The organism is Pseudomonas sp. WAC2 (assembly GCF_030403525.1).
Taxonomy (GTDB): Bacteria; Pseudomonadota; Gammaproteobacteria; order Pseudomonadales; family Pseudomonadaceae; genus Chryseomonas; species Chryseomonas luteola.
The window spans coordinates 231237-256276 of sequence record NZ_JAUEPD010000009.1 but is presented as its reverse complement, the minus strand read 5'-3'; the positions used below and the strand labels follow the sequence as shown (position 1 = coordinate 256276).

Genomic DNA, 25040 nt, shown 5'->3' with positions numbered 1-25040 from the left:
GCCAGAGGACAGGCGCTGCATGGAGTTGCTCAGGCTGTCGGAAGCGCGGTTCAGGTTCTTCTGAACGGACAGGGAGGCAACGTTAGTGTTTACGGTCATAGCCATGATGAGATACTCACAAAAGTCACTTGATTGATACCCCGGCCTGGCAACTGCCTCGTACGGCCTGGAGAGCTTACATTCAGGTTATCGGCGCTTACTTAATTTGCTTTAGAAATTTATTTAAGGTTTCCAAGGCTTTAAGTGATACCGACACATCCCAAGCCACGACAAGCAAGGCTTCCTGAGCGGGTTACTTTCTATTTCGGCCTTGAACTCATTTGCTTTAACGAAAGTTTTTACCTTTTGTCGCCCTCTTTTTCTTACTTGAGCCACTCTGTTTACAGCAATAAAAAAGGCGAGCTCGGAGCTCGCCTTTTTTATTGGCTTAGAACTTATAGCTTGTCGAACAAGCTAAGCTGGCTGACACGCGCAAAGGAAGCTTGCGCCGCCTCCAGCATTGTTTGCTGCAGGATGAGCTTTGAAGAAGCCTCGGCCATGTCCGTGTCACGGATATCAGACTGAGTAGACTTATTGGTCATGTTCAAGCTTTCGTTCTCGACAGAAAGCGTGTCGATTGTATTAAGACGCGCGCCGATGGAAGCATGAGTAGACAGAATCTGTGCCTGCGCACTATCGATATTACCTACCGCGGCATTTATCGACTCACTCAGCTTGAATTTGGCCGCGTTGTCACCCGATACCGGCGCCCTTAGTGCTTTCGACAAGTTAGACAGCGTATCCAGGATACCTTGGGTATTCTGTGATTTAGGCGAAACACTCAACCGATCGCCGGCCTGTGCCGTACCACCGACATCGAACTGGACGCCACCGTACGTCAGCGTGTTGCTGTTGAGCGCGCCTGAAGCCAAGGGCTTGTCGCCTTCAGAAAGCGGCTGAGCATAGACTTCATAATCGGTACTGCTGGTGAACTTGATCGTCACTCCAGAAGCTGGAAAAGTCGATGAGTACGCGCCTGCATCTACAATCTTGGCATTGCCAATCTGAGCATTCGACGCATTTTGGCCTGAGACAGTGAACTTGTCCGAGGCAACTGATAGCTCGAACGTATGTCCTTTCAGCTGATCTTCCGCACTGGAAGTGCCAGACAACTCTTTAAAATCAAGGGCAAATTCAACACCCCGGAACGATATGTTGTTCTTGCTTTTGGCAACATCGAACGAGCCAGTCGTCAACGTCTGGCTCGGATCAGCTTTGCTATAAATCTTGTACTCATTGCCGCTGGTCAGCTCGACTGCATAAGGCGCACCGCTGCGATAGCTATTGTCAAAGCTCTGCTCGTTGCTGATTACGCCCTGCCCCATGTAGGCCTTCTGGCCACTGCTGGGTGCATTGGTCAGCGTAGTGCCGGTACGGCTGCTGTTGCCTACGTTTTCAAACAGGCTCCAGCCGCTATCGTTGGACGAAAGCCGCATTGAGCTCGATACCTGGACTTCAAGAGTACCTTGATCGCCCGTGTAGCTATAGCTGCCATCAGGGTTCTGGGTGAACGGCGCTGATGAACTCTTGGCTCCACCAAACAGATATTGGCCGTTTGCATCCTGACTGTTCATGGAGGTCAGAAGCTGCTGTTGAATCTGGTCAATCTCGGCGGCTACGGATTTTCTATCGATATCCGAATAAGAGCCGTTACCAGCACTGAGCGCCAATTCACGCGCACGCTGCAGCATATTGCCCATGGACGTCAGTACGCTTTCTTCTTGCAGCAAACTGTTCTTCGCCGTATCCAGATTGCCCTTGTACTGTCCAAGCTGAGCCTGTTGCTGCTCCAGCTGAAGCAGGCGAGCAGCACCGACCGGATCGTCTGCCGGAGTCTGAATACGAACGCCGCTGGAGATCTGCTGTTGTGTCTTAACAATGCTCGAATAGCCGTTCTGATATCCGGAAATATTCGAAGCAAACATTTGTGAGGTAGAGATGCGCATGAATAAAGCCTCTATCGAACTGCATTGATCAGCGTATCGAACGTGCTGCGGGCGATTGAGATCACCTGCGCAGACGCGTTGTAATACTGTTGAAACTTGACCAGGTTGGCCGCTTCTTCGTCCAGGTTGACGCCTGATACCGAATCACGACTGTCTTTTGCTTGAGTCAGCACGGCGCTCGTCGCCTTGGTGTCGAGCTCGGCTTGACTCGTAATGGCCCCTACCCGCTCAATTAAAGAGCTGTAAGCACCTGTAATGCTGGTTCCTACACTCCCGCCACTGACGCCCACCGCATTCTTAGTTTGCAGGTTCAGCAATTGCTGGGCGTTGCGGTTGTCAGAAGCGCCACTCTTGTTGAACGACACCGTGAGGCTGTCGTCCTTGGATGGAGAGCCGCTCACTGTCATTTCAAACGAGAATGTCTTGGCCGTTCCGTCTGTATTCAGTACCGCATCGCCAGCGTCATCCAATACAGGAACATTGACAGCAACCTTGTTGTTGTTGCCCGGAACGATAGTACCGGTCCCGATGGATTCACCCTTGGTATTGAATACCGAGTAGCTCTGAGAGCCATTCGCGACGTCACCAAATACAATCTTGACCGGCGTGCCGTTCTTGATACCCGCCTGCATCTGAGCATTGGCGGTGGCATCATTGACATCCAGCTTGGTCGTCAAAGTCGGCTGCGTCACACTGCCAGACCCTTTATTACCGGTTGTAAGCGTGGCAGACAACGGCGCAGCGAACGCCAGTTGAGAGGCATCCTTGAGCTGCGCAGAGATGTCTGCCGCACCCGTACGAGTCGGTATGATTGTGAACTTGTCACCCTTTACCGCAGACCCGCTCGCCAGGCTCAGTGAGAAGCCATCAATCACCGGTGCAGGTGAAGCATCCAGGTTGTAAGAGCCCATAGCTTGGCCATCGGAAAGACGGCGCACTGAATATCTATTACCTTCCAGCATCGTGACTTCATAGTCGCTAGTGGTCAGCTTGCTGGTGTCCTTGATGTCTACGTTCAGGCTTGCCGTCTTATCGCTGTTGCCAATCTGGGCAAGGCTGCGATGGGAAACGTTAGCGGCGCTGTTAAGATCTGCAAACATCGGCGAACCGAAGTTGCCGTTAAGATCCAGGCCCTGCCCCAATTGGCTATTCACCTGCTCGGTAATCACCATGGCCATGCGGCCCAGCTCATTACGGGCCGGATCAAGCACGTTGTCACGGTAGTTGAGCAATCCGCCCATTTCACCGCCCGTTACTACGGAAGAGACATCTTGGGTTGTATTGGCCTTGGTCAACGTAACGGCATAACGCGCCGGATCGATCTGGCTGGGGCCTGCTGCAAGCGTAGATACGGAGTTGCCGACCACCAGGGGCTGACCTGAGCCGATATACAGGTTGTAGTTGCCGTCCTGGTTGACCACCGTCACGCCGATCATCTCGGAAAGCTGACGTACCGCCTCGTCCCGGGCATCCAGCAGATCGTTGGGCGAAGCGCCGTTGCCCGAGGCCTCGGCAATAGCCTGGTTGTACTGAGCTACGCTACCTGCCAGTTTGTTGGCCTGTGTGGCCATGCTGGCCAACTGCTCGTTAACGTAGTTATTTTGGTCTATCAGCTGGTTGGTTACGGAGTTGAAGCGCTCGCTCAAGCCCTGAGCCTGTGTTAGAAGCAGTTGGCGAGAGGCATTATCCGTAGGACTGGCCGATGCTGTCTGTAGCGCAGCAAAGAATGACTGCATGACCTTGCTAACGCCGGTAGTACCGTCCGACAGCAGTGAGTCGACCTGCTTGACCTGGTTGTAAAACGACTGCGCGGCGCTATTCAGCGCGGTGGTCGTCCTTACCTGGGTACCCAGATAGTCGTTATAAATACGGCGCACGTCGGCAATGGTCGTACCGGTACCAATATAGGAGGTACCTTCAAGACGCGCTGCCGTCGTTTTCTGAACGGTCTGCTGACGGGTATACCCTGCGGTATCCGCATTTGTAATGTTATGACCCGTCGTGCTCAAAGCACTCTGGCTGGCTGAAAGCCCCGAAAGTCCGATTGAAATGAGGTTCGACATGATCAGGCCTTATGAACGAATCGTAGTTGAGCTATTCGAGGCAATGTTCTGGTAAGTACCAATGCCTTGAGCGATTTGCGTTACCTTGCGTGCATAGTTCGGGTCAGTGGCATAGCCGGCTTGCTGGAGTCCTTTCATGAACTTCTCTGAATCGCCTCCGCTGTTGAGCGCCTTCTGATACCGATCGTTGTCCTGCAGAAAGCTCACATAGTCATGGAAGCTGTCTGCGTACGAGTCATATGCACGGAACTTGGCTACCTCTTTAACGGGCTGCCCGTTCACATATTCGGTAGTCAGTGCACGCGCCGAACCACCCTGCCAGCCATGAGCCTTGATGCCGAACAGGTTGTGGCTACTGGAGCCGTCCTGCTGCTGGATGATGGACTTGCCCCAGCCGGTCTCCAGTGCAGCCTGGGCTACCAGGAAACGTGGGTCGACGCCGATCCGCTCAGCAGCTTCCTTCGCCATTGGCAGCATCGTATTAACGAAGTCCTCACGGCTACTGAAGGATGATTTACTGGCCAGAGGCGGTTGTGCATACCGACGTCCACTAATGTCCTGGGACACACCCGTACTCAGACCTTTATCGGCCGAAACGGCCAGGGCTTGAGCAGGCTTCCAATCATTTTTTGACAGTGCAGTGTTAGCCGTGCCGGCAACGTGATTGGTCGGATTTTGTACATCCGGCACAATACCGGCCATGACGCGATCAACCAGCTTTCCAGGCAACGCTAGGCGGCGTTGATTGAGAAACTTGGAATCATCACGCGCAGGATCTACAGTGGCCAGTTTGTGATCGGAGCGAAGCGTTAAGGGCTGGGCAGCCGCTGAAGCCTCACTTTTCGGCGCCGCCGCTGCCTGCCCTACCTGCGCAAATGGATTCGGACGATGGCTGGCCTGCCCCGTCTTCGAGAGCTGACGCTCAAGCACCGCTGCCAAGCCAAGGCCACCACCCTCTCGCGAGAGCGACACGGCCATTTGCTGGTCATACATGCTCTGGTATTGCTTGGTCGTTTCGCTCTGAAACGGGCTGTCCTTATCGGCCAGCACTTCATTAGCCGAGCGCATGGACTTCATCATCTGGTTCAGGAAGAGCGACTCAAACTCCTGAGCCACTTTCTTGATGTTTTCCTCACTGTCCCGGTTCTTGCCCTTCATCTGGGCAAGGCGGTTCAAGTCGGTGTATGCGCCGGAATCGACGTTACTGCTGTAGGTTCCGCCCAAACGAGAGTCCATGACTACTGCTCCGTTAAATTACAATCAGATCGGCCTGCAAGGCGCCAGCCTGTTTAAGCGCCTCGAGGATCGCCATCAAATCACTGGGTGCTGCGCCAACTTGGTTGACGGCCCGTACAATCTCATCAAGAGTCGTGCCAGGACCAAACCTGAACATCGGCTTGGCTTCCTGCTTGGCCTTGACTGTCGAGTTGGGCACCACTGCGGTCTGGCCGTCCGAGAGCGGATTGGGCTGACTGACAATGGGATCTTCACTGATGGTGACCGTCAGGCTGCCGTGCGTAACAGCTGCAGGCGCAACTTTTACGTTCTGCCCTACCACGATAGTGCCGGTACGCGAATTGATAATGACCTTGGCAACCGCTTCGCCTGGGTTGACTTCCAGGTTTTCCAGTACAGAGATGTAGTCCACGCGCTGGTTAGGATCAAGCGGTGCCGTTACGCGAACCGAGCCGCCATCTACTGCTGTTGCCACACCCGGACCTAGTAAGTCGTTGATCTTGTCAACGATATGTTTGGCGGTCGTGAAGTCCGAACGGTTGAGGTTCAGCGTAAGCGAGTTCCCCTGATCAAATCCGCTTGGAACCGGACGCTCAACAGTGGCCCCGCCGGGGATACGCCCTGCTGACGGAACGTTGACGGTGATACGAGAGCCGTCTTTCCCCTCTGCGTCAAAACCACCCACAACCAGGTTGCCTTGCGCGACGGCATATACGCTACCGTCGATACCCTTTAGCGGAGCCATCAACAGGCTACCGCCACGCAAACTCTTGGCATTACCGATCGACGAAATGGTAACGTCAATAGTCTGGCCTGGCTTGGCGAACGCTGGCAGGTCCGCATGAATGGATACTGCTGCTACGTTCTTGAGCTGCACGTTTCCACCGCTGGGTACTTTGATACCGAACTGCGCCATCATGTTATTGAAGGTCTGGACGGTAAACGGCGTTTGAGTCGTCTGGTCACCTGTACCATTCAAGCCCACAACCAGGCCGTAACCAATCAGCTGGTTGGTCCGCACGCCTTGAATGGTAGCGATATCCTTGAGGCGTTCTGCCTGGGCTGCCGTTGCCGACAGTACCAGTGCGAAAGCAACGCATAGATGTTTCAACATGATTTCACGCCTCAGAACGGAAATAGCGGACTGGTGAAGAAGCGGCTCAACCAACCCGGCTGACTGGCATCGGCAAATGCCCCTGTACCGGAATAGGTAATCCGTGCATCTGCTACGCGAGTGGAAGACACAGTGTTATTGGTGCTGATATCGTCTGCACGAATCAGTCCGGAAATACGCATCAGCTCATTGCCCGTATTGAGCGTCAGCCATTTTTCACCCCTGACAGCCAGCACGCCGTTGGGCATCACGTCTGCAACCGTTACGGTCAAAGAGCCTGTCAGGCTGTTGCCCTGCGCGGCCTTGGCATCACCCTTGTTCTCCCGAGACCCCTCGAACTGGGCACCCAGGTTCAGGTTGCCGCTGGAAAGCGGGTTGCCAATCTGTGCTTTGGTACCAAACAAGGAGCTAACGCCCAGATCGGCCGAGCTGTCCTTGGAAATATCCGAACTCGCGTTCTTGCTCGCCTGAGTTCTTTCTTCCAGCGTGATGGTAATGATGTCACCCACGCGGAACGCCTTGCGGTCGGTATACAGGTTCTGGTCGAACCCAGGCTGGTAAATAGAGCCATTGTTCAGCGCAGCCGGCATCGGCGTACGCGGCAGCACCGGCGCGTAATACGGATCGTTGGGCTGAGCAGCAGGTGCTACGCAGCCAACCAGCAATACAGCGCCAAGCGCGGGAACAAGAGCAAGAAGGCGGTTCATACAAACAACGACCTCGCGAATAAAAGCGATTACAGGTTCTGAGTAACGAAGCCAAGCATCTGGTCAGCTGTGGAGATGACCTTGGAGTTCATTTCGTAAGCGCGTTGAGTGGTGATCATGTTCACCAACTCCTCCACGGTGCTTACGTTGGAGTTTTCCAATGTCTGCTGCATGACTGTGCCAAGACCATTCAAGCCTGGGGTACCGTTCTGCGGAGCACCACTAGCAGCGGTTTCCATGAACAGGTTGTTGCCTACAGCCTGCAGGCCGCCCGGGTTGATAAAGTCAGCCGTTTGAAGATTGCCGATCACCTGCGGCGCCGCATTGTTAGCAGTGGTTACCGACACCGTGCCGTCTTCACCCACCGTAAAGGTTCTGGTCTCGGCAGGAACAACAATCGCTGGCTCCAACGCGAAACCATTGGCGGTAACGACCTGACCATCAGAGTTCAGGTGAAAGGTACCGTCACGGGTATAAGCAATCGTGCCGTCCGGCATGGAAACCTGGAAGAAACCACGACCGTTGATGGCCATGTCCAACGGCTGATCCGTGGTTTGCAGACTACCTTCGCTAAAGTTTTTCTGAGTACCTACAATACGTACACCGGTACCCAGTTGCAGGCCTGACGGTAGTTGGCTGTCCTGCGTGGATTGAGCGCCCGGCTGGCGACGGACCTGGTACAGCAAATCCTGGAACTCGGCACGGTCACGCTTGAAGCCCGTCGTGGAGACGTTGGCCAGGTTGTTGGAAATAGTGGTCAGGTTCATGTCCTGAGCGGACAGACCTGTTTTACTGACCCACAATGCAGACATCATAATTGCGTTCTCCTCAAGCGCCGGCTTTACGGCGTTTCATGCAAACTGGTAATTAGGATTGCAAAACCTTTGCCATCGCAGCCGAGTTGTCTTCAGCCGAACGCATCATCTTGATGTGCAGCTCGAACTGACGGGCCAGGGCAAGAACAGAGGTCATTTCTTCAGCAGCATTCACATTGCTGCTTTCTACGAACCCCGAAGCCACACGGACATTGGCATCCGGCGCTGCAGGCTGGTTGTTCTTGGTGTGGATCAGGCCATCAAGACCTTTTTCCATTTGCTTGGTATCAGGGTTAACCAGCTTGATGCGGTCAACCTCAGCCAGTACGCGGGGGCTCTCACCTAGCGCCTGAATACTGATTGTGCCGTCCTGACCGACTTCCACCTTGGCCTGCGGAGGCACTGCAATCGGTCCGCCATTGCCAATGACCGGAAAGCCACCGCTGGTACGCAGCTGACCCAATGCATCAATCTGAAGGCTGGCGGTACGCACATACGCCTCGCTACCATCGGGCGCCTGGACAGCAATCATGCCGTTACCCTCGATAGCGATATCCAGGTTCCGTCCGGTCTCTTGAAGCGAGCCAGGCGTAAAGTCCGTTGCCGGACGCTCGCTCATGGCATAAACGCGTGAAGGATGAGTATCACCAAATACCTGCATCGAGCGTGCTTGCTCAAGATCCTTACGGAATCCTGAAGTGGAAACGTTCGCCAAGTTGTTGGCGTGGGCACGCTGTGCCATTTCATTCTGGCTGGCACCGCTCATAGCGACGTAAAGCAACTTGTCCATAGAATCCTCTAGCGACGGTTTTTTGCAGCGAATTGCTTCGATGCAGGATCTATAGCAAGGCCTGTGCCATATTATTTAAATTAGTTAAGCAGTTGAGTTAAAAAGAAAAAGGCCTCGAATGAGGCCTTTTTGTCAGAGCGCCGGAATATTGTTGCCGCTAGCGGCAAACCTATCCTTCCTCTAATTAACGAATCTGAATGATCGTCTGGGAAATAGCGTTCTCAGTTTCGATGGTCTTGGCGTTAGCCTGATAGTTGCGCTGAGCAACGATCAGGTCTACCAGTTGAGCCGTCAGATCCACGTTGGAATCTTCCAATGAGCCGGACTCGATCGTACCAATCACACCTGAGCCCGGAGTACCACGAACGGGCTCGCCGGACGCAACGGTCTGGATCCAATTAGTGTTGCCTACCGGACGCAGGCCCTGCATGTTGGCGAAGGTAGCCAGAACAGTCTGACCAATGTTTTTCGACTGGCCATTGGTGTAGTTGGCGAACAACGTGCCGCTGGCGTCTACGGAAAGACCTGACAGCTGACCCGTGGTATAGCCATCCTGGGTTACCTTGGTAACCGCAGAACTGCTGTTAGTCTGGGTGACTTTGGTGATATCCAGGGTTACACCCGCACCGTTGGCAGCCGCGCCATTAGCATCCCAAACGACCGGATCAGCCTTGCTGTCTTTAACAGCAGCAGGAACCCAATTATTCATGGTCAGCACATTGTTTGCATCAACCTGAAAGTCATTCGATGCAATTGAGCTCATGCGACCGGCAGCGTCAAAATTCACGTTCGCTGAATACGGTGTGGTTGAAGTCGGATCTGCAGGGTTACGACCGTCAACCGTTACATACATGGTCCACTGGTTTGTATCGTTCTTGACGAAGTACTGCATCATGTTGTGCTCGTTGCCTTGAGTATCGAACACACTGACTGAGGTAGACCAGTTGTAGCTAGAAGCTAGATTAGGATCGAATGTAGTGGATGTCGGTACCGTAGAGCTTGAGTTCAAGGTCAGTGTCTGTGCTACAGCAGTCGTGGCCTTAGGCAGCTGATTGGTCGTATCGACCACAAGGTCAGTCACCGCGCCGGGCACAATATTGCCATCGACATCTGCGCGATAGCCCTGGAGACGGTTGCCCGAGTTGTCAACGATATAGCCTTCTTTATCCGTACTGAACGTACCGTTACGAGTGTAGGTCTCCGTACCGTTGTTGCTCATGATGTAAAAGCCATTACCGTTAATGGCCATGTCCAGGCTGTTGCCGGTTTTGCTGATTGTGCCCTGCGTGAACTGCTGGGAAATATTGGCAGTCAAGACGCCGCTGCCTGTGGTGTTGTTGCCCACACCAAGCATGGACGTTGCATAAATATCAGCAAATTCGGCACGGGATGCCTTGAAACCTGTGCTGCCTACGTTGGCAATGTTATTGCCGGTAACGCTCAGGTGAGTGCTTGCTGCTTTCAGACCGCTCAGACCAACATTGAATGACATAATTCTTTCCTCTGCCGGACTGCCGGCTTACTGACCAATCATCTGAACTTGCGACAGCGTTACGCTGCCCAGCCCAGCCAGGTTAAGTTGCATTTCACCGCCATCCTGTCCCAGCGTTACGCTATTGACGGTAGCTGGCAGATAAGTAGTCAGGGCTTGCCGCGTTTCATCGATATCGGCAGATGCTTTGAAGCTATAAATTCCCGCATCAACTTTATTACCTTTCGCATCCGTACCATCCCAGATGAAATCGGTAGCGCCTGCCTTGGCCGCGCCCAGGTCGATGGTCTTGACCAGCGAACCTGCACTGTCGTACACGCCGACAGTGACATCCTTACCGGCCGCGGGCATGACCAGCGAACCATTGAAGCTCTTCGAGGTATCCACCATGGACGACCCCGTCTGGGCGATCACGGAGCGTCCCACCAGTGACGACGCCTGCAGCGCCTGCGAAGACTGATAGGTACCCGCGATGCCGTTAACTGCAGAGTTCAGGTTCTGCAGGCTTTCAACACTACTGAACTGCGCTAACTGAGCGACGAACTCACTATTGTCCTGAGGGCTCAGCGGGTTCTGGTTGTTAAGTTGAGTGACCAGCAGCTGCAGAAAATCATCTTTTCCCAGACTACCTTTCTTATCGGTAGACGCAGTAGCATCCTTTGACGAAGTGCTCGTAAGACTCGTCAATGCCGATGCTGCAACGCCTGCGTTATTGGTATTCGTATTGATAGTGGACATGCGTGATCTCCGCTTACTGACCTAACGTCAAGACTTTCTGCATCATCTGCTTGGCAGTGTTCATGATGTCAGCGTTAGTCTGAAATGCGCGGCTTGCCGAAATCATGTCCGCCATCTCTTCCACGACATTGACATTCGGGTAGTACACATAGCCGTCTTTATCAGCAGCCGGATGATTAGGCTCGTAACGGGCCTCAAGATTGCTTTGGTCTTCAACGATGCCCAGTACCTGCACACCCGTTCCGGCCTCGCCCTGTTCATCGAACAGAGAAGCGCTGCCACCGTTCTGCGCCTGGTTCAACATGGTTGCAAACACAGGATGACGGGCACGGTAGGTCTCATCCACGCTGGACGAAACGGTCTCGGCGTTAGCAATGTTACTGGCGATGGTATTCAGGCGCGTGGTCTGTGCGCTCATACCTGTACCAGCAATGTTGAATACATTACTCAGGGACATGGTTACTCTCCACGAAGGGCAGACATGAGCCCTTTGAATTTGTTGTTAAGCAACGTGAAGCTGGCCTGGAACTGCACAGAGTTTTCTGCGTAATTGGCTTGCTCTACCTGCTCATCCACAGTGTTCTGATCCAGCGAAGGCTGAGTGGGTATGCGATAGCGCATCGCAGCATCCGCTGACAGATCACCGAAACCTTCAGCCTCGATATGACGAGTGTTGGTCGTATCAAGGTTGAACTTGCTATGCGACGACTTGTTGGCTTGCTCTGCCAGAACGGCCGAGAAATCCAGATCGCGCGCCTTGTATCCAGGCGTGTCGGCGTTAGCAATGTTGTTGCCCAACACTTCGGCGCGTTGAGAACGGAAATTCAACGCCTGCTGATGGATACCCAATGCTTTATCGAAACTGATACTCATGGTCATTAACCTATTGCCAGAAGGGCTATCTCCCTTTAGCAATGCACATGCCAACTATTAAAATCGTTAAATATCAATGAGTTATTAAAACAAGGCGCGCTACAGCGCCAAAAGCGGCAAGGTTTTTCCGTATTTGAAGGGGCAAGCGGCAAGGATGACGGCAAAACTTTGACGGGAAGGATGGCAAGGCAGGAAAAGAAAAAGGCCCGACATGTCGGGCCTTTGGCTTATTTCGCTTTGTAAATGATGCCAGGATTACACTGGACCATCTGATAGAGTTCCGGCAGCCCGTTCAAGGCTTCCGACGCCCCCAGGAACAGGTAGCCTCCCGGTTTGAGCGTGCCGTGAATACGCGTCAGGATATCTTTCTTCACATCAGCCGAGAAATAAATCAGCACGTTGCGGCAAAAGACCATGTCGAACTTGCCCAAGCTGGCATAACTGTCCAACAGGTTAAGCGCTCTGAATTCAACGCGGCTTTTAATAGCGGGCTTTACTGACCACCGATTCGGCGGAACCACGTCAAAATTACGTTGCAGTCTTTCCTGGGAAAGGCCACGCCCGATTGCCAGTGAGTCATACTCACCCGATTTAGCCGCTGTCAAAATTACACCAGACAAATCTGTTGCCACGATCTGGACACCGCTGCGTAGTTGGCCTGGGCTGCTACGCTCAAACTCGTCTATAGTCATCGATAGCGAGTAAGGCTCCTGACCTGACGAACAGGCTGCCGACCAGATACGCAGCCGCTGTCCCGGGCTGGCTTTGGTCAGCTCCGGCAACAAGCGATTCTTTAGAACCTCAAACGGGTAGGTATCACGAAACCATAGGGTCTCATTGGTCGTCATCGCATCGACGACCTTCTCCTTGAGTCCGCTGCGTGGCTGGGTCTGGATACGCTGCACCAGCTCTCCCAACGACTTGATTCCTTCCGCCTCCATCAGTTTGTTGAGGCGGCTAGAAACCAGATACTGTTTATTATCACCAAGCAGGATTCCACACGTCTTTTCAAGAAAGACACGGAACTGCATAAAATCTGCATTAACTGCTGACACTTCCGTTCTGCTCCTGAATCAGAAAAGAAGAGCGTTAATCATTTCAGCCTTCATCAGCTGCCTTGATACGCTCAATGACCCGGGATGCTAGATCGTCGGGACGGAATTTAGCGAGGAAATCATTAGCCCCCACCTTCTTAACCATAGCTTGGTTAAATACACCAGATAGTGAGGTATGAAGAAGGATATGGAGTTTACTCATCCGGGGATCGTTACGGATTTCTGCTGTCAGAGTATAGCCGTCCATCTCGGGCATCTCGATATCCGAAATCAGCATGAGCAACTCTTGCTCCGGCTTTTCACCATTATCGACCATTTCCTTCAGGAAGTTCAGCGCCTGACGTCCGTCATTGAGCGCAGTTACTTCCACTCCAACGGTTTCAAGGCAGCGGCTTACCTGCTTACGCGCCACAGACGAGTCATCGACAATCAGTACATGCTTGGTAACTGCCTTAGCTTGTACAGCCGTATCGATAATACCTTCCGAAATGGTTTCGACCGAAGGCGCCACTTCTGAAAGGATTTTTTCCACATCGATAATTTCAACCAACTGATTATCGACACGCGTGACAGCCGTCAGGTAATGGTCACGACCGGTTCCCTTGGGTGGCGGCTGAATCATATCCCAGTTCATGTTGATGATTCGCTCGACGGAGCGCACCAGGAAGCCCTGAACCTTGGTGTTGTATTCGGTAATGATGACGAAGCTGTTCGTCAGATCATCCAGACCACGGCGACCCGTTGCCAACGCCAAATCCATGATCGGGAAGGTGCCACCACGAAGACTTGCAACGCCACGCACAACAGCACTGGATTTCGGCATCACGGTAAGTTTGGGGCACTGCAGCACCTCCCTTACCTTGAAGACGTTGATTCCATAAAGCTGCGGGCCGTCCAAACGGAACAACAGCAGTTCCAGCCGATTCTGCCCGACCAACTGAGTACGCTGGTTGACTGCATCTAATACGCCAGCCATTTGTGAACTCCTGAAAAGGCCGGCCTATCGGATGACAGAAGACGGCACAGGGATTGCTTAGGTAGATTCATGAACCGCCGAAGACAGTTTCTCGACGCATGAACAGACGCCACATCTCATTACTGATAACTCTTGTAGGGTTCTGCTCTGCAAACCAGACCTATGCAGCTGCCGAGCTAACCCTGCCTGAAGAACTTATCGGCGCAGCTCAAGGATTTCTTGAGGAGCGCGTTCAGGAATATTTGATCGAGAGTCATGCCAAGGGTCGACACGAGGTTCAGGTGAAAGACTTGGACCCACGTTTACGGCTAGCGGCCTGCGACCGAACGTTAACCGTTGCACAGCAGGGCCTTGATGCCCCGCTAGGCCGTGTTTCGGTACGTGTTCGATGCGAAGGAAGTACCCCCTGGACCGTCTACATCCCTGCGGAGGTTCGCCTGTATCGAAATGTCGTAGTCACTACCCGACCGTTGCTGCGCGATACGATTATAGATCCGCAAAATGTAGCTCTACTGGAGCGAGACGTCGGAAAATTGCCTCAAGGTTATCTCACCGATATCGATCTAGTGATGGGTCAAAAACTCAAGCGGCAGGTAGTGGCAGATCAAATATTGGCTCCCTCCTTTCTCCAGGCAGCCGAAGTGGTGCGCAAGGGCGATCAGGTTGTTATTAGTGCGGGATCGGGAGGCTTCACTGTACGGATGCAGGGAGAGGCGTTGATTGATGGTGCCCAGGGAGAGCAGATTCGTGTCAAGAATCTGAATTCCAAGCGCGTTATTAAAGCGCGCGTGACTGGCCCGGGAATGGTTGAGGTCGCCATGTAAGCCAAACAGCCACCATGGCCTCTAACAGATGGTTTATACTGACCCATTAGCTTTTTGCCAAACGGAGCACAAAATTTAGCCTAAAGTTTTTTTGGGCTAAGCCGAAAAGCTGGGCATGCGACCGAAACTGTCCGAGGTTCTCCATCATGGTTATTGATTTCAACAGAACGAACAGCACCGCCAGCACTAGCCGGACTACTGGACCTGCAGCGACCAATGCAACTAACAAAACCAGTGAAGTTGCCAAGGCAGCTGCCGTATCCCCAACCCAGCCAGCAGGCGAAAATGTAAAGCTGAGCGATGAAGCCCAAACGCTTCAGAAGGCTGTCGAAAAGATTCGCCAAGAGCCGGTGGTTGATAGCGAGCGTGTTAATCGCCTGAAGCAGGCCATTGCTGATGGCAGCTATAAAGTCGATAGCCAGCGCGTAGCTTCCAAACTGCTTGATTTTGAATCCCAGCGCTAAGCGACGCAGCGTTGGAAATATGACGCACGAGTGTAGATCGTATGCACAACGCCAGCTTGCTTGAGCTAACCCTTAGCGATTTGAACATCGCTACAAGGTTGCTGGAACTGATCGAGTTAGAACACGAAGCCCTGGTAAATCGCAAGTTCGATTTGCTTGGCCTGCTGCTGGATGAAAAGCAGCCACTCCTGGTTCAACTGGATCAGCATAATCACTTGCGCTCCGCACAATTGCAGCGCCTGGGGTTACCCTTGAGCCGTGAAGGCCTGTTAGCCTATGCCGAACGTTTCGAGCAGGACGATCAGTTGATCGAGGCGGCAGACCAGCTCACGACCGTTATTGAGCAGTGCAAGGAAGCCAACAACCGGAATGGCCAGATCATCAAGGCCAACCAGTATACTGTGGCCAGCATGCTCGAAATTTTGCAGGGTCCTCCTGTGCCCAGTCTGTACAACAGACGCGGCCATCTGCCCCGCTCGAGTTACCAACGCCCGTTAAGTCAGGTATGAATTGTTGAAACAGTGGCTGGGATTAAATGATCCCGGCCATTCTTTATTTATTTGTCAAGAAATGGAGACAGGGCGTGTCCAACGCATTTAATGATGTGCAGGGTCCCCAGCCACCCAAGCTACTCAAGACACCTATTGAGATAGCTGCATACCTAAAACCGTTGGTGGAAACCCGTAGTCCACTCCGCATAACCTTTCTGGAACGTAACAGACAGTTCCAGAGCTTCCTGATCGACATCAATACCGAACAAGGCTTGATCGCGCTGGATGAACTCATCCCTACCGAGGGGGAACGGCTACTGCTTCAGGGAGAGCGTTTTCGCATTGATAGCTCTCATGAAGGCGTGCAAATCACTTGGGAATACGACGTTCCAGGCAATTTGAGCGAGCTGAACAACAGCCGCTGCTACTGGTTTCCACTCCCGAAGGAAGTAAGCTATCACCAGCGCCGAAATGCCTTTCGGGTCCGCCTTCAGCTTAATCGCCAGCCAACAGCCGAGCTCTCAGACCTTCCCAGTAAAAAATTCCTGAAAGGTTCGCTCTTGGACATCTCGGCGACCGGCTGCAAGATCCGTATCGCCAAGAATGCAACGTCCATGGTGTCTCCTGGTGAGCTACTGGAAAAATTCTCCGTAGCCCTCCCTGGCAGCGCTCTTAGCTCAACAGTAGAAGTCCGCCACGTTTCTTATAACGAAAGGCTAGATTGTACCGAGGTAGGCCTGCGCTTCTATCGCATGTCAGGCTTAACTCAACGTCAGGTCGAACGCTTCGTCTATCAACTTCAACGCGAAACACGGCGGATAGACTAACGCTTGGGCTCATCCTCAAGTATAGGATTGCTCTCTTCAGCCATAGCCTCCACTGCAGATGAGGAAGTCTCTTCATCTGCAGCCTCCGCTGGAGTTGCCACCGCCTCTGCATTCTGCATCTGATCATGGACTACCTGCTCATCTACTCGCGGGTCCAGTGCCGCAACCAAAGGTGAGCTGGCCAGGCTATCCGGCATAGGCACGTGTTGCAGCGGGGCCTCGTCGACACGGTGCAAGCCTTTTACATCCTGCGGCCTGATACGCCACACCAGAATCAACCCGCACACACCAATGGACGCGTACAACATGTTGGCGCCGAACCAATTCATCAAGGCACCTACCAATAGCGGACCGATACAGGCTCCCACGCCAAAGGTGGCCAGGAGCATGGCGGTAAGGGATACCCGTCGCTCCCCTTCCACATGGTCATTGGAAAGCGCAACGGCTAGAGGATAAAGCACAAAAAGCAACATGCTGACTGCAAAGCCAAGAGCAAGCAGCAGTAATAAGGGGACCTTGGGCAATAACGCCAGCGGTAGTGCAGCCACCACCAGAACAAGCGCAACCTTATTGATCAGCCAACTACGATCATGGCGGTCGGAAAGCCAACCAATAGGCCATTGAGCCAGCAGCCCTGCGAAAATACAAACCCCCATGAATAAGCCGACTCGCTCGGTTGGCAGCCCTTGGGCCGCGGCGTAAACAGGCGCAAGACCATAAAACGAACCGATAGCGAGGCCACTCACTACAGTTGTTGTTAACGATTGAGGGATTCGTTTGAAGAAAAATCCAGGATCAAGAGGAGCCGGACTCATCGGGGCCGGGTGGATCTTTGCAGTGATCGCAACAGGCACCAGACAGAGCGCAAAACAGAGCGCAACCAGCATAAGCTTTTCGCTACCGAGCTCAGGCCAGGCAATCAGTACACCTTGCCCTAGCACCAGACCAAAGTAGGAAGCCGTCATATACCCCGAGAATACCTTGCCTCTCTGGTTGGGCTCAGCTTGCTCATTCAACCAGCTTTCCAACACCATGTACTGGCACATCATGCCCATCCCTACCAGCATACGCAGCAGCAGCCATACGGGCAGAAAGGGCAATATACCAGTTCCCAACACTGCAGCAGTTACGATTCCCGCACAAGCAACGTAAGCCCTTATATGCCCTACACGCGCAATAAGACGATGCCCTACCTTGCCCCCCAACACCAGACCCAGGTATTGAGCACCTGTCAATGCACCGATCCAGGCCCCCGGAACTTCCTCGGACGCAAGCCTTAGTGCCATATAGGTGCTAAGCAGACCTGAGCCGATCAGCATGAGCAACGTAGCAGCATAAAGCGCTCGGAAGGCAGATAACGTACGTCCCATTACAGCTCCTTACGAAGGCAGCACAATGCGCTTCGAAGACAGATTCTTATGCGTTTGATACGAAGGCCTGTTGCCTTGACGTTGATGTACCCCTTCGATGGGCAGCAAGCCCAAGAGTTCGGTCGAGTCAGGAGGGATTTTTAGCCGAAATAAACACGGCGGCCTAAGCCGCCGTGTTTATAGTCCCTCAAGGGTTGTACTGTCCCGTACACGCCTTGAAGAGAACTTGAAGAACAGAGAGATTTCCTCTCACGCTACTGATCTTGGTGGGCACTTCACCTTTAGGGTAGCGCCGGATGGTAGGCAGCTCTACACAACGATAACCCAGCTTGGGCACTCGATAGGACAGGTAAGCCAACAGCTCATAGGTCATGAACACATCACGGAATGGAGCGACGCGCGGATCCAACAACATTTTGCGGCTATAGGCCCGGAACCCCTGGGTCGTATCGGTCCAGTGAAAGCCTGACGCCATGCTCAGCATAGGCGCATGAATGAAGCGAATAGCGAAATCACGGGACTTCGGCGTGTTTTCAGCAACACCGCCTTGCAGGAAGCGCGACGCCTGAACGAAATCTGCCCCCTCCTCCAATGCCTTGATGAACCGCGGGATAGCCTCAGGATCATCCTTGTCGTTACCGTCAATCGTCACGATGCCCTCGTAACCCTGCTCCAATGCAAAGGCATAGGCACAACGCAACTGAGCACTTAGCTTACCAGGTCCCTTTTTGAGCAACAGGCCTCTAACACCCTTGGACTTGAGGCGCTCCAGCTCCAATGAGCCGTCTGTGCTGCCGCCATCGATAATGATTACATCCGACGCTTGATCAACGTTCAGATCCTTCATCCGAGTCAGCAAACTGACAATACGGCTTCCTTCATTGATCACAGGAATGATGATGCATGTGGCGTGCTGCTTGCCCAACCACATCGTTTTTTCATACGCAGGCACTTGCCAGGAAGTGCGTATGTGTTCGGAAATATCTGCTGTCATAGTCATGTCTACGTTATGAGCTTACACGGGCCGTAATCAGCGCAACACCGGCGATTACCATGATGATCCCGGTAATGGTCGTCCATGGGAAAGGTTCTTTGAATATCGCTGCCGACATGATCGCCACGGTTGCTATGGCACCAGCGGTCAAAACGGGATGCGCCACATTCAGCGGCAAACGTGCAAGCGCAGCGGCATACAGCAGAAACGCCAATCCATAAAGAAACAGCCCAAGCCAGAATGGCCAGTTGCTTAACGCTCCCATAGGATCGGAAAGACTTGGAAACTTTCTTGGTGGCATCATGGCCATCTTTACAAGGACACTAGCAGATGCATTGGACAGGATGCCCAGTATGAGGATCATCCACTTCATGCCGTTACCCCTGCTTGCACACCATTTCGATAGAGCCGTGTAGCAACGCCCAATGCTCTTTCGATAGATGCCATGTTCGACTCTTCCTTGGCAGGGAGCATCTCGATAGTCACGACATGATCGGGAAGGTGTTTTGCCAATGCCTGGGCAACCTGCGCATGCTTCGAACTGCCATCACCCAACGTAATCAGATTGGGTTCACTGGCATGTACATGCCCAATAAAAGGTGCAAAGCGGGCAATGATCTCTTCAGGATTTTCGTCATTGATCGCCAAGGCGCCGGTATCGAGTTGCATCCGGATAGAGTCATGATCAACTGCCTCAACTACACGAGCAGTCTCCACACTATCGACCATGAAGTTAGCGCCATAACAGGTGGGATTTGGCTCCAGGCATATCAGCACACCATGACGAGCAGCAATATCACCCAAGCGGCGGAAGAAAGGGATAGCTACGCTATCTACCTGTTCATCCGCAATTGCAGAGCGATCACGGTTCTTGGGAGAGCCAAATACCAAACGCGTAGAGCCCAGGCCTGCCGCAATACGGCAGACGGCATCCAAGTGATCCAGCATTGCCTGCTGTGACTCAGCGGAGCCAAAAACATTTAATCCAGTAGTTCCGAATAACAGGGATTGCATACCTGTTAGCGAAACACCACGGGACTGCCACCACTGCTTGACCGCCTGGATTTCTGCGTACGACGCATCCTTGGGTTGCGGGAAATACTTACCGGGCGCTATATCGACTGCATCTACATCGTAACGGGAAAGCAGCTGCGCTACTTCTTCGTCATCGGAAACATCCCAAGCGATATTGGAAATGGCGACTCGCATTAATGAGCCTCCGAAGCAGCTTTCAACGGCTCGGACTGTGCATATGCCCTTACTGCCTGAAGCGTCTCACGCTTGCTGTACTGATAGCCGGCACCACCGCCAAACTCCTCAGCATGGAGGGATTGGAAATCATACGACGCTGGAGTGTTACTTAATTCATTAGTGAACTCGAAGCCAAAGCCATGGCGAGCGATATCAGCGACGCTGACAGGCTCCGAAGTAAAATGCACCAGTTTGAGATTGGCCTTCAGAGCTGTCTGGATGTCGTACCAGAGATTGACCATGGGATAGAACTGGAACACTCCGCGACTATCGATGACCGAAAGATTGTTATCGTTCAGGAAGTCAAAAATAACGTTCTTGCGAAGTCCTGGTCCGACCAGACCTGGCAAACGAACAATCAGGGAATTGGGGAAATGACTTTCTACGAATTTCTCAAGGCGTCTGCGATTCAAGCCATACGCATGCAGGCCCTCTTCAACAACAGGCGTTTCTTCATTAACTCCAACGGGCGAGCCGAATACATCAACAGTGCTGATAAGAACAAATGTCTCGCATTTAACCTGCTTCAAGTGTTCGATCAAACCGTCGATCTTCTCACGGTCAGCCTCGGGATCCTTGTTCGCGATCCATTTCTGAGCGGGGGCACCGGCGCATACAAGCGTGTGATAAGCCTTTTCGCCTACTTCAGAGATGTTGGTCGAGCGAAACTGGCCCTCAAAGTCTTTTTGCTTGAGCAATGTCGAACCGACAAAGCCGCTATATCCTATAAGCGCGTCTGGCAAACTCATTCCTATCACCCCTGAGTATTTTTAAAACGAAGACAATATTCCGACTCGCACTTTTCGTACGGATACTTTTCATCCAGATACTTTTTGAGTTCAGGAAATTTGTCGTGCATTGATATGTCGTTGATATTGAACGACCAGAACGTTGTGGAGTAGACCACGACAGAGGGGTCTGACTTTTTCAGATCCGAAATCATGTCTTGCTCATACACGCGCGTGGCATACACCGGATAAATGTATTTCGTACACGCGGGCAAACCTGTCACGCCATTGATAATTCCGTTATTGGAAAGATCAAACACACACTGCGATCCTGACCCCTTGATCTGGCTGGCCGCCCAACGCGCACCGTCAGAGACCAGCAGAGAGTTATCAGGGGGCGACGCCATATTGGGTAGCCACTTGTAGCCGTTTACAAGAACATTGGGGACTGGCGATTTGTAAAGTGTAAAGGCAGCCAGCAACCCCGAGAGACCTACCAGGGCTACATACCCCAAGGGCTTGCGGTTGCTGCTAATGAGTACCAAACCCAGCAGAACTGCAAAAAAGGGCATCGGGTTCTTACCAATCAGCCCTAGAAGCAGCATGGACCCAACCACCGCCACGGCTACGGGCTTTTTCAGCAGCACAAATTCCTGCTTTCGGCCCGTCTTACGCAGCTGGTCATAAGCAAAGAGGAAACTGAGCAAAGGCGCCCACATACCCATCGGAACATGGATGAAATCTGCACGGTTGGTCGCGATCTTGTACAAAACCAACATCAGGACAGCCAGCATTCCAGCAATGGCAAACGCAGAGCCGAAATGGAACGGCTTAGGCAGCGCTTTGAACAGTGCATAATAGGCCAGCACTGTCGGTACGGTCAGTAGCGCGCTCTGAATGATGAAGCGTGGACTGTGATACGTCCATTGCGAGGATGTACTGAGTAGAAAGTCGAAGTTCCGTAGATAATCGCTAAGGGAAAACACCTCAGTCATCAGGGACAGTACAAGAAATGTCCCAACAAAGATGGCCATGGCATAGATGAAACGGCGATCGTAAAAGCTGGCCAGAAGCACGCCCAACCCTATCGCCCCAAACCCGGTAATGCCCCGGTCATAAGACCAAAACATGTTGAATGCTGCAGCAATACCCAAGAGAGTCGCTTTAACAAAAAAATCGGAGGAGCGATTGGCTCGCAAACACAGCAGGAATAAATAGATCGAAAGCAGCAAGCATAGGTCACGGTAACCAACCAGTTGACTGGCTACCACCGCCACTGCAACGAGTGTCAGCAACTCATATCTAGCGCCACGCTCAATGAATAAAGACGCTATCAAGTAAAACAGCCAAGCCGCACCTAGGTTGCACAGTGCGTAGGCAACCTGGGTATAGAGAAAGTTATTATCCGGCCCGCTGAAGTGAGTGGCGATCCAGGCAGGCAAATAATCGAGCGCACCATGAATAGTAAAAGCATGCTCACCTGCCTGGCCATGCAACATGTTAGGCAAAGTGGCAAAAAACTCTCCTTGATGGAAAGGATCGACAATATTGCCTGGACCTAGCGTGAAATGACTGACGAAAGCAAACGCGAGTAGAGCAATAATTCCCAGCCAGCGGGCCGTCCGAGCCGGGGTAACATCCGCAAAACTTGTTGCATCAGTGGATGGGTTCGGCATCTAGCTTCTCCAGAACATCAAAAATGTTATCGATTTTTCCGCCTAGAACCGAGTAACAATTGGGCAGTTGAGCGTGTTGCTCAAAAAGGATGGGACGACCATCATCGCCTTCGTTTTTAACGAGAATGGTCTTGACTTCAAAAAGCGAGTCCCTGTACTGAACATTGGCCACAGGCGCCATGTAGCGCGCTACATCTCGAATCATGCGATCAACGCGTGTGTCACGATGATAATGCTCAAGGCGATGATAAGGATCGAGATCCGGTGAATCATTCCACTGCATATGCGGCGTGTATCGTACATGGGATAGCGTATGTAGCCCTCTCGCAGGGAAAGGCATCATGGAAAAGAAAGGCCCATCCATCACCGTAACACCTAGGCCCTTAAGCGCATCCGGCATCTCAACCAAGGCCATTTCTGTTAACTCATGCTTCAACTTGGTTTGAGTGCCAGGAAAGTCGCCAGAAAACTGATTCAGGCCACTATAGGTGCAGTTAAAAATGAACCGCGTGGAGCGCTCTACCGATCTTCCATCCTGCTCATAAGTGACCGAAAGTGTATCGCTGCCCTGCCGATGAATAGATTTCACCCTAGTATTAAGTAATACCTCGACTCCAACTTCATCGAGTTCGCGCCTCGCCTCCCCTGCCAATTCTCTAGAATTGAACGCGTACTCTTCCGTTAGATAAACAGCCTCAATAAGCCGTGGCTCAAAGAGCTTTTCCATTGACGCAGGTACAGGCTCAAGCTTTGCACCAATTTCATGGCAAAACCGCTCGAACTGCTTGGCAGTAACTTTCGAGTTATTACGGGCTATGGCGTAGAGCTTTGTGAAGTTTGTGACTACAGCGTCAGGATAATCTTTTATAAAGCGGGGTAAGTTGACGCGACTTCTGAAGGCAGTCGTGAAACTACGCGGATAATGATAGCCGTTATGCACACGGGCCTGATTGTTATAAGACGCACGATTGAGCAGAGTCGCCTCTCGCTCAATCAACGTCACAGCCTTGAAACCTCGTACTTTCATCAAATACAAGGCAATCATGGATCCGTAGAAACCGCCACCAATGACAATAGCATCCTGCATGATGTATGTATGCCTTAAGCCATATTAGAGGCAGCAGCAGTCACGGTAGACGGCTGTGGGTCACTGACGACCTCGATGTTGAGTTTCTCGCGTCGCGTCATGATGGCGCTCGTAAACTCCTGAGCAACATGGTATGCCGGCCCTTCATTGGTACGGGTAGCCACTTGCAGGATGTATTCGCCCAATACCAGCAGCACGAGGGACAAAAGGAAGAACATGCCTGACTGTTGCAGGGATAGCGTTACCCAACCTGGCGCAACATCCGACTTGAGAAGTCCAACCGCGATGACGTATGCCGAGTAGATAAGGTTCGCTGCAGCACCAAACATGCAAAGCATGTTGACCAGTCGCATAGGGGCACGCGTTGTGGAGATCAGAAGACGGATTCCCCGCTCGATACTGTCTCCCAGACGCTTGTTCTGAGGCGCTTTGGGCGTAGAGCTATAGGTCAACTTGGTCTGAGCAAAGCCCGCTGTTGCCGGCAAATGACGATAGGTCAAAGCAGGAACAGGGTGTTGCAGAATAAAATTAACTACGCGCTTGCTCAACAGGCGATACTGAGGGGCATCGTTTGCAAGGTCGATGCCGCCTAGACGCTTGTACAAAGAGTTAAAGCTGGAGAAACAGGCCTTGTAGGCTAAGGTACGCTTAGGCTTTTGAGAATTGGCCGCAAATACGACATCACTTCCTTCCGCTGCCTTTTCCAGCATTGCAGGCAAGAACCCGACATCGTCCGTCAGTGGATCAATGACGGCTACATAATCGCCAAGTGCATTTTCCAAACCCACCCAGCAAGCGGTGTCCGTATCGACCTCTTTGGTCAGAGCATACACCTGAAGATTCGGCAAACCCTTCTCGCTGGTTAACCCTTTCAACATGGCTACACTGTCATCGGTAGAGGCGTTGTCAACAATGATCAACTCATAGTCACTCACTAGTGAGGCGATAATACTCGCCGCATTAGTCAATGACTCTGCAAGCTCCCTAGACTGATTACGGACAACAAAGACGATTGATAACAGAACGGGATAATAAGACATTCACGCTTCCTCTCAGAGAGCCCAAGTGGGTTGATCCATATTCAGCAAAGCTGTCTAGATAAACTTTAATATTGCGGCTTCATTAAGAATGGGCGCGACATAACGAACAAACCATCACAGCCAACTCAATTGGCCGTGCCTGTAAAACAAGTTCATTGCTGGGCTCTGCTTGTTCGAATCGTTATCGAGGCCAACACGCTCAGCCCAATGAGCACCGGAATAACATAACTATAATTAAGGAATCTTGTTACCCCTTAATACTAGCGCCAGCGATAGATTCTCATGCCCACCAAAGGTTCCCCTTCAGCCTGCCAACCCCATCACATATTTATATATCGGTTATAGGACGACTAACTATTAATATCACTTTACGGTAAAAGTCATATTAATAGTTGACATAAAAATGAAAGGACAACCGTTAACGCGCAATAATATAAAAGACCA

General features: G+C 52.3%; 25 protein-coding genes and 1 pseudogene. 4 read left to right on the top strand and 22 right to left on the bottom strand.

Features of this window, described 5'->3' with window-relative positions; genetic code table 11:
* From QWJ10_RS19455 to QWJ10_RS19390, 14 genes and pseudogenes are all read right to left on the bottom strand, one after another.
* Nucleotides 1-105, bottom strand: a pseudogene (locus QWJ10_RS19455) (flagellin FliC); the annotation flags it as partial.
* A 329-nt stretch (nt 106-434) separates the two neighbouring features.
* Nucleotides 435-1985 carry a flagellar hook-associated protein 3 gene (locus QWJ10_RS19450; RefSeq protein WP_289929127.1) on the bottom strand — a complete coding sequence of 517 codons (1551 nt, stop codon included), beginning with the start codon at nt 1983-1985 and terminating at the stop codon, nt 435-437.
* Nucleotides 1986-1996: 11 nt separating this feature from the next.
* On the bottom strand, nt 1997-4048 hold the full coding sequence (gene flgK, locus QWJ10_RS19445; RefSeq protein WP_289929124.1) for a flagellar hook-associated protein FlgK: 2052 nt from the start codon (nt 4046-4048) through the stop codon (nt 1997-1999).
* Between the two features lie 9 nt (nt 4049-4057).
* Entirely contained in the window at nt 4058-5284 is a 1227-nt protein-coding gene (gene flgJ, locus QWJ10_RS19440) for a flagellar assembly peptidoglycan hydrolase FlgJ (protein WP_150347658.1), read from the bottom strand.
* 13 nt (nt 5285-5297) lie between these two features.
* Nucleotides 5298-6398 (bottom strand): flagellar basal body P-ring protein FlgI, encoded by a 1101-nt coding sequence (locus QWJ10_RS19435; RefSeq protein ID WP_289929118.1) that lies wholly within the window; start codon nt 6396-6398, stop codon nt 5298-5300.
* A gap of 11 nt (nt 6399-6409) precedes the next feature.
* Nucleotides 6410-7105 carry a flagellar basal body L-ring protein FlgH gene (gene flgH, locus QWJ10_RS19430; RefSeq protein ID WP_150347660.1) on the bottom strand — a complete coding sequence of 232 codons (696 nt, stop codon included), beginning with the start codon at nt 7103-7105 and terminating at the stop codon, nt 6410-6412.
* Between the two features lie 29 nt (nt 7106-7134).
* Complete coding sequence (gene flgG, locus QWJ10_RS19425; RefSeq protein ID WP_150347661.1) at nt 7135-7920, bottom strand: flagellar basal-body rod protein FlgG; 786 nt, start codon at nt 7918-7920, stop codon at nt 7135-7137.
* Between the two features lie 52 nt (nt 7921-7972).
* Nucleotides 7973-8710 carry a flagellar basal body rod protein FlgF gene (locus tag QWJ10_RS19420; RefSeq protein ID WP_197873237.1) on the bottom strand — a complete coding sequence of 246 codons (738 nt, stop codon included), beginning with the start codon at nt 8708-8710 and terminating at the stop codon, nt 7973-7975.
* Nucleotides 8711-8894: 184 nt separating this feature from the next.
* Nucleotides 8895-10202, bottom strand: a complete 1308-nt coding sequence (gene flgE, locus QWJ10_RS19415) for a flagellar hook protein FlgE (protein ID WP_289929112.1) — start codon at nt 10200-10202, stop codon at nt 8895-8897.
* A gap of 27 nt (nt 10203-10229) precedes the next feature.
* The gene (locus QWJ10_RS19410) at nt 10230-10940 is read right to left on the bottom strand and encodes a flagellar hook assembly protein FlgD (RefSeq protein WP_289929110.1); all 711 of its coding nucleotides are present in this window, start codon (nt 10938-10940) and stop codon (nt 10230-10232) included.
* Between the two features lie 13 nt (nt 10941-10953).
* Nucleotides 10954-11397 (bottom strand): flagellar basal body rod protein FlgC, encoded by a 444-nt coding sequence (gene flgC, locus QWJ10_RS19405; protein ID WP_010797876.1) that lies wholly within the window; start codon nt 11395-11397, stop codon nt 10954-10956.
* A 2-nt stretch (nt 11398-11399) separates the two neighbouring features.
* Complete coding sequence (flgB, locus tag QWJ10_RS19400; protein ID WP_026003857.1) at nt 11400-11813, bottom strand: flagellar basal body rod protein FlgB; 414 nt, start codon at nt 11811-11813, stop codon at nt 11400-11402.
* Nucleotides 11814-12040: 227 nt separating this feature from the next.
* Nucleotides 12041-12868 (bottom strand): protein-glutamate O-methyltransferase CheR, encoded by an 828-nt coding sequence (gene cheR, locus QWJ10_RS19395; RefSeq protein ID WP_197873234.1) that lies wholly within the window; start codon nt 12866-12868, stop codon nt 12041-12043.
* A 43-nt stretch (nt 12869-12911) separates the two neighbouring features.
* Nucleotides 12912-13844: a chemotaxis protein CheV gene (locus QWJ10_RS19390; protein WP_019365191.1), complete on the bottom strand. Its 933-nt coding sequence runs from the start codon at nt 13842-13844 to the stop codon at nt 12912-12914.
* Nucleotides 13845-13942: 98 nt separating this feature from the next.
* On the opposite strand from QWJ10_RS19390, the gene flgA reads away from it, so the two are divergent.
* The 4 genes from flgA (at nt 13943) to QWJ10_RS19370 (ending at nt 16450) form a co-directional block, all read left to right on the top strand.
* Nucleotides 13943-14668, top strand: coding sequence for a flagellar basal body P-ring formation chaperone FlgA (gene flgA, locus QWJ10_RS19385; RefSeq protein ID WP_289929101.1), 726 nt, complete (start codon nt 13943-13945; stop codon nt 14666-14668).
* A gap of 146 nt (nt 14669-14814) precedes the next feature.
* On the top strand, nt 14815-15132 hold the full coding sequence (gene flgM, locus QWJ10_RS19380) for a flagellar biosynthesis anti-sigma factor FlgM (RefSeq protein WP_289929098.1): 318 nt from the start codon (nt 14815-14817) through the stop codon (nt 15130-15132).
* Between the two features lie 41 nt (nt 15133-15173).
* Nucleotides 15174-15641 (top strand): flagellar protein FlgN, encoded by a 468-nt coding sequence (locus tag QWJ10_RS19375; protein WP_010797870.1) that lies wholly within the window; start codon nt 15174-15176, stop codon nt 15639-15641.
* A gap of 74 nt (nt 15642-15715) precedes the next feature.
* Entirely contained in the window at nt 15716-16450 is a 735-nt protein-coding gene (locus QWJ10_RS19370; protein ID WP_019365194.1) for a flagellar brake protein, read from the top strand.
* Here QWJ10_RS19370 and QWJ10_RS19365 read toward each other — a convergent pair.
* The 8 genes from QWJ10_RS19365 to QWJ10_RS19330 all read right to left on the bottom strand — a co-directional run bounded on the left by QWJ10_RS19365 (nt 16447) and on the right by QWJ10_RS19330 (nt 24596).
* Nucleotides 16447-17820 (bottom strand): MFS transporter, encoded by a 1374-nt coding sequence (locus QWJ10_RS19365; RefSeq protein ID WP_289929095.1) that lies wholly within the window; start codon nt 17818-17820, stop codon nt 16447-16449. The two genes, QWJ10_RS19370 and QWJ10_RS19365, sit on opposite strands and share 4 nt — an antisense overlap.
* Nucleotides 17821-18007: 187 nt before the next feature.
* Complete coding sequence (locus QWJ10_RS19360; protein ID WP_230382325.1) at nt 18008-18820, bottom strand: glycosyltransferase family 2 protein; 813 nt, start codon at nt 18818-18820, stop codon at nt 18008-18010.
* A gap of 7 nt (nt 18821-18827) precedes the next feature.
* The gene (locus QWJ10_RS19355) at nt 18828-19187 is read right to left on the bottom strand and encodes an EamA family transporter (protein WP_010797866.1); all 360 of its coding nucleotides are present in this window, start codon (nt 19185-19187) and stop codon (nt 18828-18830) included.
* On the bottom strand, nt 19184-20023 hold the full coding sequence (locus QWJ10_RS19350) for a sugar phosphate isomerase/epimerase family protein (RefSeq protein ID WP_289929092.1): 840 nt from the start codon (nt 20021-20023) through the stop codon (nt 19184-19186). The genes QWJ10_RS19355 and QWJ10_RS19350 overlap by 4 nt, the downstream gene beginning before the upstream one ends.
* Complete coding sequence (locus tag QWJ10_RS19345) at nt 20023-20814, bottom strand: pyridine nucleotide transhydrogenase (RefSeq protein WP_289929088.1); 792 nt, start codon at nt 20812-20814, stop codon at nt 20023-20025. Before QWJ10_RS19345 ends, QWJ10_RS19350 begins: the two co-directional genes overlap by 1 nt.
* A gap of 5 nt (nt 20815-20819) precedes the next feature.
* Nucleotides 20820-22469, bottom strand: coding sequence for a hypothetical protein (locus QWJ10_RS19340; protein WP_256680594.1), 1650 nt, complete (start codon nt 22467-22469; stop codon nt 20820-20822).
* Nucleotides 22450-23556 carry an FAD-dependent oxidoreductase gene (locus QWJ10_RS19335; protein WP_289929085.1) on the bottom strand — a complete coding sequence of 369 codons (1107 nt, stop codon included), beginning with the start codon at nt 23554-23556 and terminating at the stop codon, nt 22450-22452. Before QWJ10_RS19335 ends, QWJ10_RS19340 begins: the two co-directional genes overlap by 20 nt.
* Nucleotides 23557-23570: 14 nt before the next feature.
* Nucleotides 23571-24596, bottom strand: a complete 1026-nt coding sequence (locus QWJ10_RS19330; protein WP_010797861.1) for a glycosyltransferase — start codon at nt 24594-24596, stop codon at nt 23571-23573.
* Nucleotides 24597-25040 lie beyond the last annotated feature (444 nt).

Excerpts from the sequence above, each read along its gene's own strand:
- flgJ (WP_150347658.1), bottom strand. The coding sequence starts at position 5,284 with ATGGACTCTCGTTTGGGCGGAACCTACAGCAGTAACGTCGATTCCGGC.
- flgM (WP_289929098.1), top strand. The coding sequence starts at position 14,815 with ATGGTTATTGATTTCAACAGAACGAACAGCACCGCCAGCACTAGCCGG.
- flgA (WP_289929101.1), top strand. The coding sequence starts at position 13,943 with ATGAACAGACGCCACATCTCATTACTGATAACTCTTGTAGGGTTCTGC.
- flgG (WP_150347661.1), bottom strand. The coding sequence starts at position 7,920 with ATGATGTCTGCATTGTGGGTCAGTAAAACAGGTCTGTCCGCTCAGGAC.
- QWJ10_RS19340 (WP_256680594.1), bottom strand. The coding sequence starts at position 22,469 with ATGCCGAACCCATCCACTGATGCAACAAGTTTTGCGGATGTTACCCCG.
- flgH (WP_150347660.1), bottom strand. The coding sequence starts at position 7,105 with ATGAACCGCCTTCTTGCTCTTGTTCCCGCGCTTGGCGCTGTATTGCTG.
- QWJ10_RS19350 (WP_289929092.1), bottom strand. The coding sequence starts at position 20,023 with ATGCGAGTCGCCATTTCCAATATCGCTTGGGATGTTTCCGATGACGAA.
- QWJ10_RS19330 (WP_010797861.1), bottom strand. The coding sequence starts at position 24,596 with ATGTCTTATTATCCCGTTCTGTTATCAATCGTCTTTGTTGTCCGTAAT.
- flgE (WP_289929112.1), bottom strand. The coding sequence starts at position 10,202 with ATGTCATTCAATGTTGGTCTGAGCGGTCTGAAAGCAGCAAGCACTCAC.
- flgK (WP_289929124.1), bottom strand. The coding sequence starts at position 4,048 with ATGTCGAACCTCATTTCAATCGGACTTTCGGGGCTTTCAGCCAGCCAG.
- QWJ10_RS19420 (WP_197873237.1), bottom strand. The coding sequence starts at position 8,710 with ATGGACAAGTTGCTTTACGTCGCTATGAGCGGTGCCAGCCAGAATGAA.
- QWJ10_RS19335 (WP_289929085.1), bottom strand. The coding sequence starts at position 23,556 with ATGCAGGATGCTATTGTCATTGGTGGCGGTTTCTACGGATCCATGATT.
- QWJ10_RS19410 (WP_289929110.1), bottom strand. The coding sequence starts at position 10,940 with ATGTCCACTATCAATACGAATACCAATAACGCAGGCGTTGCAGCATCG.
- QWJ10_RS19360 (WP_230382325.1), bottom strand. The coding sequence starts at position 18,820 with ATGACTATGACAGCAGATATTTCCGAACACATACGCACTTCCTGGCAA.
- flgC (WP_010797876.1), bottom strand. The coding sequence starts at position 11,397 with ATGTCCCTGAGTAATGTATTCAACATTGCTGGTACAGGTATGAGCGCA.
- QWJ10_RS19345 (WP_289929088.1), bottom strand. The coding sequence starts at position 20,814 with ATGAGTTTGCCAGACGCGCTTATAGGATATAGCGGCTTTGTCGGTTCG.
- flgB (WP_026003857.1), bottom strand. The coding sequence starts at position 11,813 with ATGAGTATCAGTTTCGATAAAGCATTGGGTATCCATCAGCAGGCGTTG.
- QWJ10_RS19355 (WP_010797866.1), bottom strand. The coding sequence starts at position 19,187 with ATGAAGTGGATGATCCTCATACTGGGCATCCTGTCCAATGCATCTGCT.
- QWJ10_RS19375 (WP_010797870.1), top strand. The coding sequence starts at position 15,174 with ATGCACAACGCCAGCTTGCTTGAGCTAACCCTTAGCGATTTGAACATC.
- QWJ10_RS19435 (WP_289929118.1), bottom strand. The coding sequence starts at position 6,398 with ATGTTGAAACATCTATGCGTTGCTTTCGCACTGGTACTGTCGGCAACG.
- QWJ10_RS19390 (WP_019365191.1), bottom strand. The coding sequence starts at position 13,844 with ATGGCTGGCGTATTAGATGCAGTCAACCAGCGTACTCAGTTGGTCGGG.
- QWJ10_RS19450 (WP_289929127.1), bottom strand. The coding sequence starts at position 1,985 with ATGCGCATCTCTACCTCACAAATGTTTGCTTCGAATATTTCCGGATAT.
- QWJ10_RS19365 (WP_289929095.1), bottom strand. The coding sequence starts at position 17,820 with ATGGGACGTACGTTATCTGCCTTCCGAGCGCTTTATGCTGCTACGTTG.